This window comes from Rhodococcus gannanensis (assembly GCF_042681175.1).
Classification (GTDB): domain Bacteria; phylum Actinomycetota; class Actinomycetes; order Mycobacteriales; family Mycobacteriaceae; genus Rhodococcus_G; species Rhodococcus_G gannanensis.
Map to the genome: position 1 here is coordinate 294,017 of NZ_JBHUFB010000013.1, position 16,574 is coordinate 310,590.

The 16,574-nt window shown below is 68.3% G+C and carries 14 protein-coding genes; 8 read left to right on the forward strand and 6 right to left on the reverse strand.

The genetic code is table 11. The features are described from left to right. The 6 genes from kstD to ACFSJG_RS18625 all read right to left on the reverse strand — a co-directional run. A partial coding sequence (kstD, locus tag ACFSJG_RS18600) for a 3-oxosteroid 1-dehydrogenase (RefSeq protein WP_378486710.1) occupies positions 1 to 1,597 on the reverse strand: 1,597 nt, incomplete at its 3' end. 22 nt (positions 1,598 to 1,619) lie between these two features. Beyond that, positions 1,620 to 2,213, reverse strand: a complete 594-nt coding sequence (locus ACFSJG_RS18605) for a TetR/AcrR family transcriptional regulator (protein ID WP_378486711.1) — start codon at positions 2,211 to 2,213, stop codon at positions 1,620 to 1,622. 137 nt (positions 2,214 to 2,350) lie between these two features. Beyond that, on the reverse strand, positions 2,351 to 3,304 hold the full coding sequence (locus tag ACFSJG_RS18610; RefSeq protein ID WP_378486712.1) for an LLM class flavin-dependent oxidoreductase: 954 nt from the start codon (positions 3,302 to 3,304) through the stop codon (positions 2,351 to 2,353). Between the two features lie 82 nt (positions 3,305 to 3,386). Beyond that, complete coding sequence (locus tag ACFSJG_RS18615; RefSeq protein WP_378486713.1) at positions 3,387 to 4,247, reverse strand: LLM class F420-dependent oxidoreductase; 861 nt, start codon at positions 4,245 to 4,247, stop codon at positions 3,387 to 3,389. 136 nt (positions 4,248 to 4,383) lie between these two features. After that, positions 4,384 to 6,111 (reverse strand): acyl-CoA dehydrogenase family protein, encoded by a 1,728-nt coding sequence (locus ACFSJG_RS18620; protein WP_378486714.1) that lies wholly within the window; start codon positions 6,109 to 6,111, stop codon positions 4,384 to 4,386. A gap of 81 nt (positions 6,112 to 6,192) precedes the next feature. Continuing rightward, positions 6,193 to 6,810, reverse strand: a complete 618-nt coding sequence (locus ACFSJG_RS18625; protein WP_378486715.1) for a TetR/AcrR family transcriptional regulator — start codon at positions 6,808 to 6,810, stop codon at positions 6,193 to 6,195. A gap of 112 nt (positions 6,811 to 6,922) precedes the next feature. On the opposite strand from ACFSJG_RS18625, the gene ACFSJG_RS18630 reads away from it, so the two are divergent. The 8 genes from ACFSJG_RS18630 (at position 6,923) to ACFSJG_RS18665 (ending at position 16,430) form a co-directional block, all read left to right on the forward strand. Next, positions 6,923 to 7,984, forward strand: coding sequence for a Rieske 2Fe-2S domain-containing protein (locus ACFSJG_RS18630; RefSeq protein WP_378486872.1), 1,062 nt, complete (start codon positions 6,923 to 6,925; stop codon positions 7,982 to 7,984). Continuing rightward, complete coding sequence (locus tag ACFSJG_RS18635; RefSeq protein ID WP_378486716.1) at positions 7,981 to 9,069, forward strand: NAD(P)H-dependent amine dehydrogenase family protein; 1,089 nt, start codon at positions 7,981 to 7,983, stop codon at positions 9,067 to 9,069. Before ACFSJG_RS18630 ends, ACFSJG_RS18635 begins: the two co-directional genes overlap by 4 nt. Positions 9,070 to 9,252: 183 nt before the next feature. Then, positions 9,253 to 10,209, forward strand: a complete 957-nt coding sequence (locus tag ACFSJG_RS18640) for an oxygenase MpaB family protein (RefSeq protein WP_378486717.1) — start codon at positions 9,253 to 9,255, stop codon at positions 10,207 to 10,209. A 38-nt stretch (positions 10,210 to 10,247) separates the two neighbouring features. Continuing rightward, positions 10,248 to 11,591: a cytochrome P450 gene (locus tag ACFSJG_RS18645; RefSeq protein WP_378486718.1), complete on the forward strand. Its 1,344-nt coding sequence runs from the start codon at positions 10,248 to 10,250 to the stop codon at positions 11,589 to 11,591. Between the two features lie 43 nt (positions 11,592 to 11,634). Beyond that, positions 11,635 to 12,243: a TetR/AcrR family transcriptional regulator gene (locus ACFSJG_RS18650; RefSeq protein ID WP_378486719.1), complete on the forward strand. Its 609-nt coding sequence runs from the start codon at positions 11,635 to 11,637 to the stop codon at positions 12,241 to 12,243. Between the two features lie 124 nt (positions 12,244 to 12,367). Then, positions 12,368 to 13,954, forward strand: coding sequence for a succinic semialdehyde dehydrogenase (locus ACFSJG_RS18655; RefSeq protein ID WP_378486720.1), 1,587 nt, complete (start codon positions 12,368 to 12,370; stop codon positions 13,952 to 13,954). An 8-nt stretch (positions 13,955 to 13,962) separates the two neighbouring features. Next, on the forward strand, positions 13,963 to 15,582 hold the full coding sequence (locus tag ACFSJG_RS18660; protein ID WP_378486721.1) for an AMP-binding protein: 1,620 nt from the start codon (positions 13,963 to 13,965) through the stop codon (positions 15,580 to 15,582). Continuing rightward, a complete protein-coding gene (locus ACFSJG_RS18665) occupies positions 15,579 to 16,430 on the forward strand; it encodes an SDR family oxidoreductase (protein WP_378486722.1) in 852 nt (283 codons plus the stop codon). The genes ACFSJG_RS18660 and ACFSJG_RS18665 overlap by 4 nt, the downstream gene beginning before the upstream one ends. Positions 16,431 to 16,574: the final 144 nt, after the last annotated feature.

The window sequence follows — 16,574 nt, forward strand, 5'->3', positions numbered from 1 at the left end:
GCCCCATGACGGGCGCACTCGTGTTGCCCACCGCGTACAGGCCCTCGATCACGGTGCCGTCGGCCCGCAGTGCCCGTGCCGCGCAGTCCGTGTCGATACCGCCCTTGGTCCCGAGGTCGCCCGGCACCATCCGCGCCGCATGGAACGGCCCCTCGGTCAACTCCCCCAGGCTGGGATTCGGCTTGTTGGTGATGTCGCCGTAGTGGTCGTACCGACTCTCGCCGCGGCCGAAGTCCGGGTCGTGACCCGAGCGTGCGTGTGCGTTGAACCGCTCGACCGTCGCGGTCAGTGCATCCGCGGGAACACCGATCTTCTCGGCCAGTTCGCCGAGTGTCCGCGCGCTGGTGATCGCTCCGGAGCGCTGCCACGACCGGGGCAGCGGTTGCCGGGCGGGGATCCCGGCGAACATGTAGCGGTTCCGATAGGTCTGGTCGAATACCAGCCAGGCGGGCAGGTTCTCGGCCGGGCCGTCGCCCTGCCCGAACGGACCGCCGAACATGCGGTGGGTTGCCTCGACGTACGGCAGCGACTCGTTCATGAAGCGCTCACCGCGCTCGTTGACCATCAGGCTCCGGGGAAGCGAGCGTTCCGCCAGGGCGAACCACGGTCCGTTCGGCAGCGGAACGGACGGAGCCCACCAGGCGTCGTCCATGCACGAGACGGTCGTACCGACCGCCAGTCCCGCAGTGATCCCGTCGCCGGTGTTGGTCGGTGCGCCGAGACTCCACGCGGTGTCGACCGGATCCCGCTGGTACTGCAACCGCATCGCCGTGTTGTGGTCGAAGCCGCCGCACGCGAGTACCACCCCGCGGCGTGCACGCAGCGCACTCGTGGTCCGGCCGTCGTCGACGACGACCCCGACGACCCGGTCACCCTCGGTGACGAGCTCCGCCATCGCGGTGCCCAGCCGAACCGGGACGCCGGCATCGCGAACGCCCACCATCAGCTGTCCCATCAGTGCCGAACCCAGGCCGAGCAGTTTCCTGCGACGGACCCGACCCCACAGGGTGCGCGTTCCGACGGCGAGCATCCGCTGCGGGCCCCGCCAGTGCCGCAGTCCGGTGCTCAGCCACCGGTAGTCGGACTGCTTGACGACGACTCCGAGCGGCGCTTTGGTGTACGACGGGTGGAGGGTCGCGAGATCGTCGCCGAGTTCGCGGCCGTCGAACGGCCTCGGCTCGCAGGAACGTCCCGTGACGCGGCCACCGGGCGCTTCCGGAAAGTAGTCCGAGTACCCGCTGACCCATTCGAGGTCCAGCGCCGAGTTCGCGATGAGGAAGTCGAGCGCCTCGTGACCTCGGTCGATGTACGTGTCGATGCGCGCACGGTCGCCGGTGTCGCCGACGATGCTCGTCAGGTAGGAGCGCGCCGATTCGAGATCGTCGGGTGGGGCCTGCCCACGCAGGACCGAGTTGCCGGGCACCCACACCCCGCCGCCCGACCGGGCAGAGGACCCGCCCCAGTACTCGGACTTCTCGACGACGACCACGCTCAACCCGGCGCGCGCCGCGGTGATGGCCGCGGCCATCCCGCCCGCGCCCGATCCGACCACCACCACATCGACCGTGTCACAGACTGATTCGGTACCACTCTTCATGCCATTCTCCGATTCGAGTGAGTCAGGAAGTGGTGCGCCACCGCTCGCCGAGGACGGCCACCAGGGCGCCCTCGACGCAGACGGGCAGTGACGCGCCGCGCGAACCCGTGTCGCGCAGCCACTGCAGGTAGCCGAACTCGGCGGCAGCGAGCATCAGGTGCACCAGTAGACCCGGGTTGCTGTCGGCGTCGGGATCGACCGACATCCGCTCGGCGACGAGTTCGACGAGCCGCGTCCGATGTTCCGGTGTGATGAGCGCGACCCGGTCGAGCAGGTGAGGCGCGGTCCGGAACGCGGCCCGCCACTGTTCCACCTCCGCGACCGCGACGGCACCGGTGCGCGTCAGGATCGATTGCGAGAGAGCCACATCCGCGGGTTCGTCGCGCGGGCGTTCGTCGAGCAACGCGACGATGCCTGCACCACCTTCGCGCACCGGATCGAGGAGCAGATCCTCCTTGCTGCGCACGTGACGAAAATAGGTGCTCGGCGAGATGCCCGCCTCCGCGGCGATCTGATCGGTCGTCACCGCGTCGAACCCGTCGCGGGCGAACAGTGCGAACGCCACCCGCTGGATCTCCGCACGCACCAACGCTCGCTGACGCTCGCGCAACGACATGTCACCCTCCCACCGTTCGACTGGTGACAGACTCTCGCAATGTGACAGTCACTGTCAAGCATGAGAGCAGGTGTCACCAGCGCAGGGAGGGGATGGGTGCGCGACGAGGTACGGAAGGGGACGGGAGCGAGCGGTCGTCACACCACCGCGGGACGCACGACCTCACTGATGAGACGCAGACTCTCCCAGGCCGGTTCCTCCGGCATGCCGCCACACAGGGGGTGGCTCGTCACCACCCGAACCTCGCCCGATCGGCACGCGTCGATCAGGTCGTCGGGCGTGAACACGCGATATCCGCCGGCCACGCGGAGTTCGTCGACCGTGGTCGAAGAGTCCTTCACGTGGGACTCGCGATCACCAATCCAGGCCCGGTATGCGAGGGCGTCGGCGAGCAGATGGTGGCCGTACTTCGCCCAGAACTCGTCGGGATCGGTCGCACAGAACACCGTCGCGGGGCCGGGCGGCGGCGACAGGACGAGTCCCGGTTCGCGCCCGTGCGCCCGGCACTCCTGCACGTACAGCCGCTTCAGCTCCCGGTCGGCGACCTCGGGCTGGAAGTGCAGACCCAACCGGGCCGCGCGACGCGCCGCCGCGGGCACGCCTCCTCCGTAGAACATCACCGGGTGCGGCTTCGTCAACGGCGCGGGAGTGACACGGCCGCTCGCCCATGCGTCGAACATGGACTCCACGACCGCCTCGAGGTCGCGGGCCCGGGTGGCCCAGGGACGGCCGAACAGCGCATACTCCTCCGGCCGGTAGCCCAGTCCGATCGTGTAGGTCACGCGCCCGCCGCTGACGTGGTCGAGTACGGCGACGTCCTCGGCGAGGCGGATCGGGTCGTACAGATTGACGACGAGTGCCGCGACGGAGATCGGGATGCGAGCGGTACGGGCGGCGAAGGCCGAGGCCACGATCAGTGGACTCGGCAGGTAGCCATCGTCAGACCCGTGATGCTCGGACAGCGTGATCGCCGTGTGGCCCTGGGTGTCGACGTACGCTGCCTGGTCCAGCGCGACCGCGAACTGACGGCTCCGCTCCTCCGGCGAGTAGCCGGGCGCCCGGAAGTCGAAGCGGGTCACGAAGTGCGCCATGTACGCGTCTCCTTCTCGCGTGAGGGTGAGACACACGGTGCCCGGACGGAATCCGCCCGGGCACCGATGCGGCAGGGTCCGATCAGTTGACGGCGGGTGTGCGACCGAGCTTGCCCGCGAGCTTGTCGAGGTAGGCCACGACGGTCTCCTCGTCGGCGTCGGGCATACCGTAGATCACCTCGTCCACGCCGAGATCCGCCCAGCGCGAGAGCTTCTCGGGCACCGGCTTGCGGTCGAGGATGACGATGCGCGGTGAGCCCTCCCGCCCTGCCTCGGCCCAGATCTTACGGAGGAGCAGGACGTTGTCCTCGATGTCCTGCTCGATCGGAGTGGTCATCCAGCCGTCGGCCGCACGGGCGATCCACTTGAAGTTCTTCTCGTTGCCCGCGGCGCCGACGATCACCGGAACACGCGGCTGCTGAATCGTTTTCGGCCACGCCCAGCTGGGGCCGAAGCTCAGGAACTCGCCCTCGTAGGAGGCTTCCTCCTGCGACCACAGTGCCTGCATGCCCTCGATGTACTCGCGGAGCATCGTCCGGCGCTTCTTGATCGGAACGCCGTGGTCGGTGAGTTCGTCCAGGTTCCAGCCGAAGCCGACGCCGAGCGTCACCCGGCCACCGGACAGGTGGTCGAGGGAGGCGATGGTCTTCGCCAGGGTGATCGGGTCGTGCTCGACGGGAAGGGCCACCGCGGTGCCCAGCCGAACCCGCTCCGTCACCGACGCGGCCGTCCCGAGCGCCACCCACGGGTCGAGGGTGCGCATGTAACGGTCGTCGGGGAGGGACTCGTCCCCGGTCTGCGGGTGCGCAGCGTCCCGGCGAACCGGGATGTGCGTGTGCTCGGGGACGTAGAACGAGTCGAAGCCGAACCGCTCCACCGCCTTCGCCGCCGCCGCGGGGGTGATCCCGCGATCGCTCGTGAACAGAGTGATGCCAAACTCCACCGTGTCTCCTCAGCCATAGCTCGAATGCCACCGACACTATTGTCCAGACACCTGTATGGCAAGGTGTCCAGCAAATTGGTGCCGGTGGCATTCGATCACGAATCGCGGCGGCGTGACCGCGGTTCAGCCGCCCAGGTCAGGCCCGCATCTCGTAGGCGCCGTCCTGCTCGACGACCCGATCCCACATCCGCGCGAAACGCTCGGAGTCGACCTCGGGCTTGCGGATCGCACCGAGCGCCCACTCCTGCTGCGCGGGCGTCGAGGACGACTTGCCGTGCAGCGCGACCGCCTGAGCGGAGAAGTCCCGCACCTGGAAGTCGAAGATCTGGTCGACGGTGGCGCGGTCCACGCCCGTGAGTTCGGCCTGCTCGAGGATCAGCTGGCCGTACACGACCTGCGAGAACAGGTGCCCGACCGCGAGCATGAAATCGAGGTCGTCGCGCTGCGCCTCGTCCGGTGCCGCCGCGGTCAGCAGCACCTTCAGCCCCTGCGCCTGCTCGAAGAACCGGGCGACGTTCGGGACGTCGGCGAAGCGGGTGTAGACCTGCGTCCAGTCGGCGAACTGAACCTTCGCGGCGCCGCGCGTCGGGCCCTGGTTCCAGAAGAAGACGTCGTCCGCGGCGTCGGTGCGGGTTCCGACCTCGGGACGCTCGATGGGCGCGAACAGGTAGTTCGGCAGGAACTTGAGCACGAGTCCGACGTTGACGTGCACCGTCCCCTCCAGCTTGGGCAGCGTGCCGATGTAGCGCGCCGCCTCCTGGAAGTAGGTGTTCTTCTCGTAGCCCTTCGCCGCGATGACGTCGTGCAGGAGCGCGACGACCTTCTCACCTTCCATCGTCACCTTGGACTTGGTCATCGGGTTGAACAGCAGGTAGCGCCGGTCGTCGAGGGATGCGCTGCGGAAGTAGTCGACGGCGCGCGCGCTGAACAGCTTCATCGCGAGGGTCCGCGAGTACGCGTCGACGAAGTTCGCCCGGACGTGCGCGAAATCGGTGACGGGGTTGCCGTACAGAATCCGGTTGTGCGCATGGGTGATCGACTCGAAGAACGCGTGCTCGGCGATGCCGGTGGAACCGGTGCACAGGTTGAACTTGCCGACGTTCACAGTGTTGAGTGCGGCCTCGAACGCAGCGACACCGGTGTGCAGGATGTCCTCCTCGCGCACCGGGTAGTCCTCGAGCCGGAAGGTGCTGACGTACATCTGAGCACGCAGCACGTTGCCGAGCAGGTTGTAGTTCGGGTGCCTGCTGTCGACGACGAAGAAGACGTAGCCCTCGGGTCCGTCGATGTCGGTGCGGCGACCGAACACCGACACCATGCCCGCCACGTTGCCGTTGCCGATGTAGTACTTCTCGCCTGTGGCCCGGAAGGCCACGCCGTCGTCGTCCAAGGTGGCGGTGAGCAGCATGTCGGTCGAGTACACATCGGCACCGTGATCGCGCTCCGACAGCCCGAACGCCATCACCTCGCCGTCGACGAGCTGCTGCGCGGCGCGGCGCTTGGCATCGACGTTGTCGCTCATCCAGATCGGGCCGAGACCGAGAACGGTGACCTGCCACGCGTACCAGTAGGCCAGGCCGTAGAAGCCGAGAATCTCGCTCAGCGCGGCGTTGCGAGCGGCGTCCCAGCGGCGGTTGGGGTCGCCGTCGGCGAACTCGGCCGGGGTGAGGAAGGTGGCGAACAACTTCTCACGGCGGACGAAGTCGAGGAAGTCCGCGGGCCACACCGCTTCGAGGTCGTCCTCGAGGACCTGCTGCTTGCCCCGGGCCTCGAACCAGTCGATGGTGGCGCGCAGCAGCCTGCGGGTCTCCGGATCGAATTCCTGCGGGTCGTAGGTGTTCGGGTTGAACAGCTGCACGGTCACGGATCGGCCCTTTCGTCGGATGTCCGACCTCAAATTACCAGCCAGTAACATTCAACGGCCACCGCCGCCACCGAACTGTGATCACCGTTCGAGATAGGCAACGATCGCGTTCGCCAGCCCGCGCCTGGCAACACCGAGGTCGGAGTACGTACCGAGCTGATGCTCCGAGACGATGCCGCGCATCGCACCCGGAATGAAGGCCGCAATCTCCTCGACCCGGACCGGATCGACGTCGAGGTCGGCAAACGCCTTCTGACACAATGCCGCCCAACTCCCCCGCCAGGACACCAGTTCGGCAGCCGTCCGGGGGAACGCCCGTTCGAGTTCGGAGTGGTCGCGCGGAAGTGCCGCTCGCAGATTCTCGATCGCGCGCGAGTCCGGGGCGAGGAGGCCCGCGTACATCGTCTCGACGAGCCCGACCACGCGCTCCCGGAGCGAGGCCGTCGTGCCGCCCGTGAACGGCAGGTCACCGCGCCGCTCGGCCGTGCGGTGCAGCACCGCCGCCCAGAGACCGTCGACGTCGCCGAACTGGTACTTCACCGCTCCCCAGGTCGCGCCCGCCTCCTTCGCGATGCGGTTGGCGGACACGGCCGCCGGATCACCGGTCGCGAGCGCCGTCAGCGCGGCCGCGAGCATGTTCTCCCGGGTCGCCGAGCCACGCCGGTTCGCCCGTCTGCCCGCCGCGTCCGCTGTGGTCATATCCGCTGATCGTAGTAGTTCGCGCGATTGCCCTCGCAGTTTCACAGAGGTGTCTATGATTTTCGGCATCACAGTCCACGACCGGCCCACCGGCCTGCAGGAGAGGACGATCATGGCCAAACCCACCCTCCCGATGAACCCGACCGGCTGGTTCCAGGTGGCGTGGTCTGCGGAGGTCGGCGTCGGCGCCGTTCACCGCATGCACTACTTCGATCGCGAGATGATCGCCTGGCGGACGACCTCCGGCGCCGTGACGGTGATGGACGCCTACTGCGAACACCTCGGCGCGCACCTCGGGCACGGCGGCACCGTGGACGGCGAGAACATCGTCTGCCCCTTCCACGGCTGGCAGTGGAACACGCAGGGGCACAACGTATGCATCCCGTACGAGAAGCACCCGAATCGTGGGCGCCGCATCCGCACCTATCCCGTGGTCGAGCGCAACGAGTCGATCTACATCTGGCACGACGCGGCGCGCCGCGAGCCGTACTTCGACGTCCCCGACGTGTTCACCGGATTCGACGACGGCCGCACGGCCGCCGACTACCACCCTGCGCACCCGAGAGGAACGCTGTACCGCGAACAACTCGAGCTGCACCCCCAGTACGTCCTGGAGAACGGCGTCGACTTCGCCCACTTCACCTACGTGCACAAGGTCCCGATCGTGCCGGTGTTCACTCGCCACGACTTCGACGAACCGGTCTCCTACGTGGACTTCACCATCACCTTCGACAACTCGGTGGCCGGCGAGACATCGGTCGCGGACATCCACAGTGGCGTCAACGCGATCAACGCCGGACTCGGGGTCGCGGTGACCAAGAGCTGGGGCATGATCGACAACCGCACCATCTCGGCGGTCACCCCGGTCGACGACAGCACCTGCGACGTCCGGTTCACCGTGTGGATCGGGAGGTCACCGAAAGACGGGGGCGCACCGGACCCCGAGCGCGCCGACCGGTTCGCTCAGGGCGTCATCGAGCAGTTCGAGGCCGACATCCACATCTGGTCCCACCAGCGCTATGCCTCCCCGGGCGCGTTTTCGCGCGGCGAGTACCCGGGCTTCACTGCGCTGCGCAACTGGGCGACCCGGTTCTACCCGGGAACCGAGAACGAGAACGACTCCCCCACAGCAGATTCCGCGTACACCGACGCCATAGGAGCGAGCAGGCAATGACGAACCCGCAGCGACCCATCCGAGTGTTCCAGGTGGCGACCGGCAACCTCGGCACCGAGATGATCAAGCGCATCGCCACGCATCCCGACCTCGAACTGGTCGGCGTCCACTGCTACTCGCCGGAGAAGATCGGCTGTGACTCCGGCGAACTCGCCGGCCTGGCCCCGAACGGCGTCGTCGCAACGGGCTCGGTGGCGGAGATCATCGCCGCCGAACCCGACGTGATGACCTTCCACGGCGTCTTCCCGGACGAGGACCTCTACATCGAGGTTCTCGAAGCCGGGATCGACATCGTCACCACCGCCGACTGGATCACCGGACACCACCGTGACCGCAACCATCCGCACCCGTCGGGCCGGAAGGTCAGCGATCTCCTCGCGGACGCCTGCACGCGCGGCGGTTCCACGTTCTACGGCACCGGCATGAATCCCGGACTGAACCAGATCCTCGGCATCGTGCACACCGCGGACGTCGCGGACATCGAGAACGTCACCGTCATCGAATCGGTGGACGTCTCGTGCCACCACTCTGTCGACACGTGGAAGGCGGTCGGCTACGGCCGTCCGGTGGACGACCCGACGATCCCCGCCTCCCTGGAGAAGTACACGAGCGTCTTCGCGGACTCGGTGTACCTGATGGCCGACTGTTTCGATCTCGAACTCGACGAGGTGACGTTCTCCGCCGAACTGGGCGCCTGCACCAAGGACGTCGACCTCGGCTGGTACCAGCTGCCGAAGGGCTCGCTCGGCGGCAGCTACGTCAAGTACCAGGGCATGGTCGACGGCATCCCGCGCATCGAGTCCCACATCGAATGGCAGATGACGCCGCAGACCGAGCCGAAGTGGGACGTCAAGGGCTGCTACATCACGAAGATCCAGGGCGACCCCTGCATCTACAGCAAGCACATGGTGCTCCCCAAGCCGGGCACCGACTTCTCGTCGCCCGCCGCATTCGCCTCGATCGGCATGTCGGTGACCGGCCTGCCCGTCCTCAACTCAATCCGGTCGGTCGTCGCCGCGCCGCCCGGGATCGTGACGAGCGCCGATCTGCCGCTCCGCGCGTTCGCGGGCAGATTCGCGATCTGACCAGGCACGCAGAGCCCCCGCTGCAACTCCGCACCGACCTCGCCAGGCACCCGCCCGGCGAGGTCGGCTGCGTTTCGGGCACCGCGTCTTGTGTGAGGGCGGCCACGTTGATACCGTCTGTCACATCAACTTGTGACACAGAGATATGACTTTGTTCCAACGTCCTACGCGACAGGAGCTCGGATGACGTCAACCCACGAATCCACCGGCGAGGCAGTCGAGGGGTCCGCCTCACTGTCGTTCGACCAGGGCATCCGCGAAGCGGTTCCCATGCCCGTCGACGACCTGGACCCGGACCTGCGCCTCGGGCCCGACTCGCTGGTGTGGAAGTTCTACGGCGACATCCGTGGAGTGCTCGGCTTCCAGCGACTGGCCGGCACGGAGAACTGCATCGAGCAGCTCGGCAAAGCGGTCGAGGACCACTCGGTGATCTTCTCCGACACTCTCGGCCGGGCCCGCCGCAGCGGTCCGCCGATCATGAAGACCGTCTACAGCGAGGACCCCCACAAGTGGGGCCGAACGGTGCGCGACTTCCACAAGCCGATCAAGGGAACGATCTCCGACGGCTCGCGCTACCACGCACTCAACCCCGAGCTCTTCTACTGGGCGCACGCCACCTTCGTCGACCAGGTGCTGTACATCACCGACACCTTCATCCGCCGGCTCTCGTACGACGAGAAGGTGCAGATCTTCGAAGAGGGCAAGCTCTGGTACCAGCTCTACGGTGTGAGCGCGCGCAACCAGCCGCAGACCTACGAGGAGTTCCTCGAGTACTGGGACGGCATGCTCGACCGTTTCGTCCCGACGAAGACGATCACCTACGCCACCGGATACATCCGCAAGGGCATTCCCGGTCCGCGCCAGATCCCCGCGCCGGTGTGGCGTGTGCTGTCGGCGCCGCTGAACGCCTTCGCCCGCACCATCGTCGTCGGCACGCTGCCGCCGCAGATGCGCGAGGTGTGCGGACTCGAGTGGGACGGCCGGAAGGAGAAGAGCTTCCAGCGTTTCGCGAAGGTCATGCGTGCACTGAACCCCGTGTTCAACAAGCTCCCGATGCGAGTGCTGTACCTGCCGTGGGCGCGCGAGGCATGGCAGCGCGTCGGCGTCGACCCGCGACCGCTGTTCAACGCCCCCGCCTGAGCATTCCAGCGCCACAACGAAATTCCAGGAGTCACCACATGACCCGCAAGCTGTTGGCACCGCCTCCGGCGGGGAGCGACCTGAAGCCGATCTACGGCACCGGCCACCCCGGGGTGGTCGAGGTGCTGCGCTTCTTCAGGGACCCGATCACCATGGTCGCGCAGCGCCGTGCCCAGTTCGGCGACATCACCTACATGAACTCGTTCGGGCTCAAGTTCGTCATCCCGCTCACTCCGGGCGGTTCCGAAGAGATCGCGATCAACAAGAAGAAGGCGTTCGCGAACGAGCCCGCGTGGGGGTTCCTCATCGGTCCGTTCTTCCGTCGCGGGATCATCCTGATGGACTTCTCCGAGCACCGTCACCACCGGCGGATCATGCAGGAGGCGTTCAACCCCACCCATCTCAAGGGCTACCTCCAGGACATGCAGCCCATGCTCAAGGATCGGGTGGCGAACCTGCCCGTCGGCGACGACGTGCGGATGCTCAAGGAACTCAAGCAGGTCACCCTCGACCTGGCGCTCGAGATCTTCCTGGGCATGGACCTGCCGCGGGCGGAAGCCGACCGGATCAACAAGGCCTTCATCGACTGCGTCGACGCCGGACTCTCCTTGATTCGCAAGGACATTCCGGGCACCAAGTGGGCCCGCGGGCTCCGGGGACGCAAGGTGCTCGAGGACTTCTTCTACGAGCACCTGCCGGCCAAACGCGCATCGGTCACCCCCGACCTGTTCTCGGTGCTGTGCCACGCGAAGTCCGAGGACGGGGACACGTTCACCGACGAGGACGTCGTCAACCACATGATCTTCGTGCTGATGGCGGCGCACGACACCTCGACGATCACGCTGACCACGATGGTCTACTACATGGCGAAGCACCCCGAGTGGCAGCGCAGGGCCCGGGAGCAGTCGCAGGGGCTTCCGCCCGACATCTCCTACGACACCCTCGACGAGTTCACCGTGCTGGACCGGATCATGAAGGAGTCGCTGCGGCTGAACTCCCCGGTGCCCGGGCTTCCCCGGCGCGCGATCGAGGACACGGAGATCGACGGCCACTTCGTCCCGAAGGGCACGTATGTGTCGGCGATCAACCTCGTCAACCACCACAACCCCGCACTGTGGAAGGACCCGGAGCACTTCGACCCCGACCGCTTCTCGCCGGAGCGCGCCGAGGACAAGGTGCACCGGTACGCGTGGATGCCGTTCGGCGGCGGTGTGCACAAGTGCATCGGCCTGTACTTCGCGCAGATGGAGATCAAGACGGTCATGCACAACCTGCTTCTGCGGTACGAGTGGTCCGTGCCCGAGGACTACGTGTGGAAGCTGGACAACTCCACGCTGCCCGTCCCCAAGGACCGCCTGCCCGTGCGCCTCCGCGCACTGTAGGTAGTTCCCGACGTGACCGGCGACTGTCGATATGCTGCCTTCGATGCCCACTCCGATCGAACGCCCCGAGTCGACCATGACAGCGACGACGACATCCGTCTCCCCCGAGACGGTGATGCTCGACGCCGCGCGCGAGGAGTTCGAGCGGTACGGAATCCGGCGCACCAACATGGACGACATCGCGCGGCGGGCCGGAATCTCCCGCAGCACCCTCTACCGGCGCTTCCCGAACAAGGACGCGCTGGTGGAGATGTTGGTGTTGCGCGACACCGCGACGTTCTTCGCGGCGCTGGACCGGGTCGCCGCCGACCGGGATCCGCGCGGCGCCGTGGTGGAGTGCTTCACGCGGGGTGTTCGCCTCACCCAGGAGATGCCGCTCGTGGCGCGGATCCTGGAGAGCGAACCGGAGCTGATCCTCGGTCTCACGAACAGGACCGACGGCGCGCCGATCGTCCAGGCCGCCACGCAGGTCGCGAGCACGCTGCGCCGCAGCGGGGCGACGATGTCCGACGAGGACCTGGCCGCTGTGTCCGAACTGCTGGTTCGCATCGCCGTGTCGCTGATGCTCAATCCTCAAGGGCAGCTGGACATCTCGGATCAGGATGCGGTGCGGCAGTACGCCGACCGCTTCCTCGCCCGCCTCGTCTGGTAGCACCTCTCACCACCCGGATCTCCGGGAACCACCTCACCGCATGCGCCGACGCCGCCGCATGCGGGTTGACGCCGTCCGGCCACACCTCTCTCCCCGCACTCACCTCACGCCGAGGAGCCCGCCCGTGACCCTCACCACCCGACCGACCGACGACCCACCGGCCGCCCAGTACCCCGCCTCGGTCGACGCCCGACTGATCGACACCCTGCGAGCGCAGCTTCCCGAGACCGGAACCGTGCACCGCGCCGTCGCGCCGTTCACCGGCACGCCACTGCCCGCCGTGTCGCAGTCCGACGCCGGCGCCGTCGCCGCCACCGCGGCCTCGGCCCGCGCCGCTCAGGAGCGGTGGGCCCGGACTCCCGTCACCGAACGAGCCGCAGCCGTGCGCCGATTCGCCCGCGCGCTGATCGCGAGCAACGACGTGTTGTGCGACCTCATGCAGTGGGAAACCGGCAAGGCCCGTGTCCATGCCGCGATCGAGGTCCAGGGTGTCATCTCGGTGGCCGTCTACTACGGCCGCCACGGTGCCGGGCACCTGCGCGAACGTCGCGCGACGACCGCGCTGCCCGGCGTCGTGGGCGCACGCGTCGGGTACCGACCGAAGGGTCTCGTCGGTGTCATCGCGCCGTGGAACTATCCGCTGTTCCTCGCGGTCGGCGACGTCATTCCGGCCCTCGTCGCAGGCAATGCGGTGCTCAGCAAGGCCGACTCGCAGGCGCCACTGACGCTGCTGCTGGCCCGGAAACTCGCCGTGGACGCCGGGATTCCCGCCGACGTGTGGCAGGTCGTCGCAGGTCCCGGCAGGCTCATCGGCCCCGCCGTGATCGACGCGGTCGACTACCTGTGCTTCACCGGTTCCACTGCCACCGGCCGCGACATCGCCCGGCGCTGCGCGGACCGGCTGATCGGTGCGTCGCTGGAACTCGGCGGCAAGAACGCGATGATCGTCCGCGCCGACGCGGACGTCGCCGCCGCCGCGACCGGAGCCGTCCAGGCGTGCTTCTCGAACGCCGGCCAGATGTGCATCGGCATCGAGCGCATCTTCGTCCACGACGCCGTGTACCACCGGTTCGTCGCCGCCCTGGTCGAACGGGCCGCGGCGATCCGGCTCGGCTCCACCTACACGTACGACGTGGACATGGGGTCGCTGACCTCGCAGCGTCAGCTCGACGCCACGACCGCGCACGTCGAGGACGCCGTCGCGAAGGGCGCCACCGTGGCGACCGGCGGTCGTCGCAGGCCCGACCTCGGTCCCCTGTTCCACGAGCCGACCGTGCTCACCGATGTGACCCCGGAGATGGCGGTCTACGCGGAGGAGACGTTCGGCCCGGTGGTGTCGGTGTACCGCGTGGCGAACGACGAGGAGGCCGTCGCCCGCGCCAACGAAGGCGAGTACGGACTCAGCGCCAGCGTCTGGACCCGAGACCTGAAGCGGGGCAGCGAGATCGCCGCACGCATCGTCGCGGGCGCCGTCAACGTCAACGACGGCTACCTGTCCGCGATCGCCGCACTCGACGCCCCGATGGGCGGCATGCGCACCAGCGGCGTCGGACGCAGGCACGGCCGCGAGGGCATCGTTCGCTACACCGAACCGCAAACGGTCACGACCCAGCGGGTGCCGACCGGCTATCCCGACCGCTTCCGCTCCCTCCTGTTGGGCGCGATGAATCTGAGCACGCGGGTCCGCCTCGCGCTGCCCCACCGATCGTGAGGACGAGCATGAACCTCGAACAACTGACGACCCGGCTGCGGAACGAGGTGACCGCGGCCGGCATCCTCCGGCAGTCGGGCATGTTCCGGCACAGCCCCCGCGCCCTCGCCGCCGGCGCCCGCGGCGTCGGTCAGCTCGGTCCGTTCGGCGGACTGCCGGCATACTGCGCCGCCGTCCACTCCGGCGTCGCGATCATCGACGACCGCGGTGAGCTGACCTTCGCCGAATTCGCACGCCGTACCAACAAACTCGCGAACGCACTGCGCACCGAACTGCGTGGCAAGACCGGCCGGCCCAGCATCGGCATCCAGTGCCGCAACCACGCCGACGCCCTCGTCACCCTGTGCGGTGCAGCCGCGACCGGTGCCCGCGTCGTGCTGCTCGGTTCGGATTTCGGCCCCCGTCAGGTGGCCGCGGTCTCCGAGCGCGAGAAGCTCGACGCAATCGTGTACGACGCGGAATTCGCCGAGGCCGCAGCCGCCTTCGACGGACCGCGCTGGTGTGCGTGGTACGACGGCGAGCAGCCCGACGACGCGCTCGAACGGCTGATCGCCTCGGGTGACGACGCCGTACCTCCCCGTCCGACCCAGGCCGCGGCGCTCGTGATCCTCACCAGCGGAACCAGCGGCATCCCCAAGGGCGCTCCTCGCGGCGAGCCGAAGACCCTGATGCTGACCGCCGGTCTTCTGCAGCGCATCCCGCTGCGCGGCAACGAGCGGGTGCTGCTGTCCGCGCCGGTGTTCCACGGCTGGGGCCTGCTCGTCGCGGTGCTCGTCCTCATGCTCGGCTCGACGCTGGTGATGCACCGCCGCTTCGACGCCGCACGCGCACTCGACGACCTCGCACGTCTGGAGTGCTCGACGTTCATTGCCGTCCCGACCATGATCCGGCGTGTTCTCGCCCTCGGTGACGCGGTGCGCTCGGCGGACCTGGCGTCCCTGCAGATCGTCGCCAGCGGCGGCGCGCGACTGGACCCGGCCCTCGTCGCGCAGGTGCAGGACGTGTTCGGCCCGGTGCTGCACAACCTGTACGGCTCCACGGAGGCCGCGTACATCAGCATCGCCACCCCGGACGATCTCGCCATCGCGCCGGACTGCGCCGGACGCCCGCCGGTCGGGAACACCGTGCGCATCGCCGACGCGAACGGTGTTGCACTCCCCGCCGGAACCGAGGGCCGGATCCTGGTCCGCACCCCCGGACAGATCGAGGCCTACACCGACGGCACCAGCCGCAGCGGGGCCGACGGATTCCTCGACACCGGTGACCGCGGACATCTCGACTCCGCGGGACGGCTGTACGTCGCGGGCCGCTCGGACTCGATGGTCGTCTCCGGTGGCGAGAACGTCTTTCCCGAGGAACTCGAGATCGTCCTGCACGCCCACCCGGGTATCGCCGACGCGGCCGTCACCCCCGTCGAGGACGCCGAGTTCGGGCAGCGCCTGCGCGCGTACGTCGTCCGCGCGGAGGGCGTCGACATCGACGAGGCGACCGTCCGGGCGCACGTCGCGGCCGAGCTGCCGCGGTCCCGGATGCCCCGCGACATCGTGTTCGTCGAGACGCTCGCCCGCGGGTCCTCCGGAAAGGTCCTGCGCCACACCATCGAAGAGTTGAGGGAGACCCACGCATGAAGGGAATCGACCTGGAGGGACGGGTCGCCGTCGTCACCGGCGGCGCCCGCGGCATCGGGCGCGCGACCGCCCGCGCACTCCGCGACGCCGGCGCGAAGGTCGCGATCGGCGACGTCGACGCCACCCAGACGGCACTGACCGCCGACGAACTCGGCATCGTCGGGGTCCGCCTCGACGTCACCGACTCCGCCTCCGTCGAGAGCTTCCTCGACGAGGTCGAGTCGATGCTCGGTCCGGTCGACGTGTGGATCAACAACGCGGGCATCATGCCGATCGGGTCCGTGCTCGAACAGGACGACAACATCGTCCGGCGCGCCATCGACATCAACGTCCTCGGCGTGATGAACGGTGCGCGGTCGGCGGCGCGGCGAATGGTGACGCGCTCCGGCGGCCGGATCGTCAACGTCGCGTCCGTGGCGGGCCGGATGCCCGCCCCCGGTATGGCGGTGTACACCGGCACCAAGTTCGCGGTGGTCGGCTTCGGTGACGCACTCGACGCCGAACTCGAGCATCGCGGGGTGCGAGTGTCGACGATCATGCCCTCGTTCACGAACACCGACCTGATCTCGGGCACCAAGCCCGGACCGCTGACCCGGCCCGTCGAGCCGACGGAGGTCGCCGCCGCGGTGTTGACTGTGCTGCGACGCGGCCGCAGGCAGGCTGTGGTCCCGAAGCGACTGACCTCGGGAACCGCGCTCTGGCAGCTGTTCCCGCGGCCCGTCGCGTCGGCGATGCGCCGGTGGTTCGGTCTCGACCGGGTGTTCCTCGACGTCGACGCGGATCGATCCGCCTACGAACAGCGGATTGCCGGCGCCCCCGCGGACCAGCCGGGAAAGCAGGCGAACTGACCTACCGGGTGCGGCCGTTGCAGGGGGACGGCCGAACCTGACGCCCCGTCCCGGTGGCCCGGCCTGCGCTCACAGGCCGGGCCACCGTCACATCAGGAGCAACGGATACGCGGGCGGCGCGGCACCCGACGAGGTGCCGCGCCG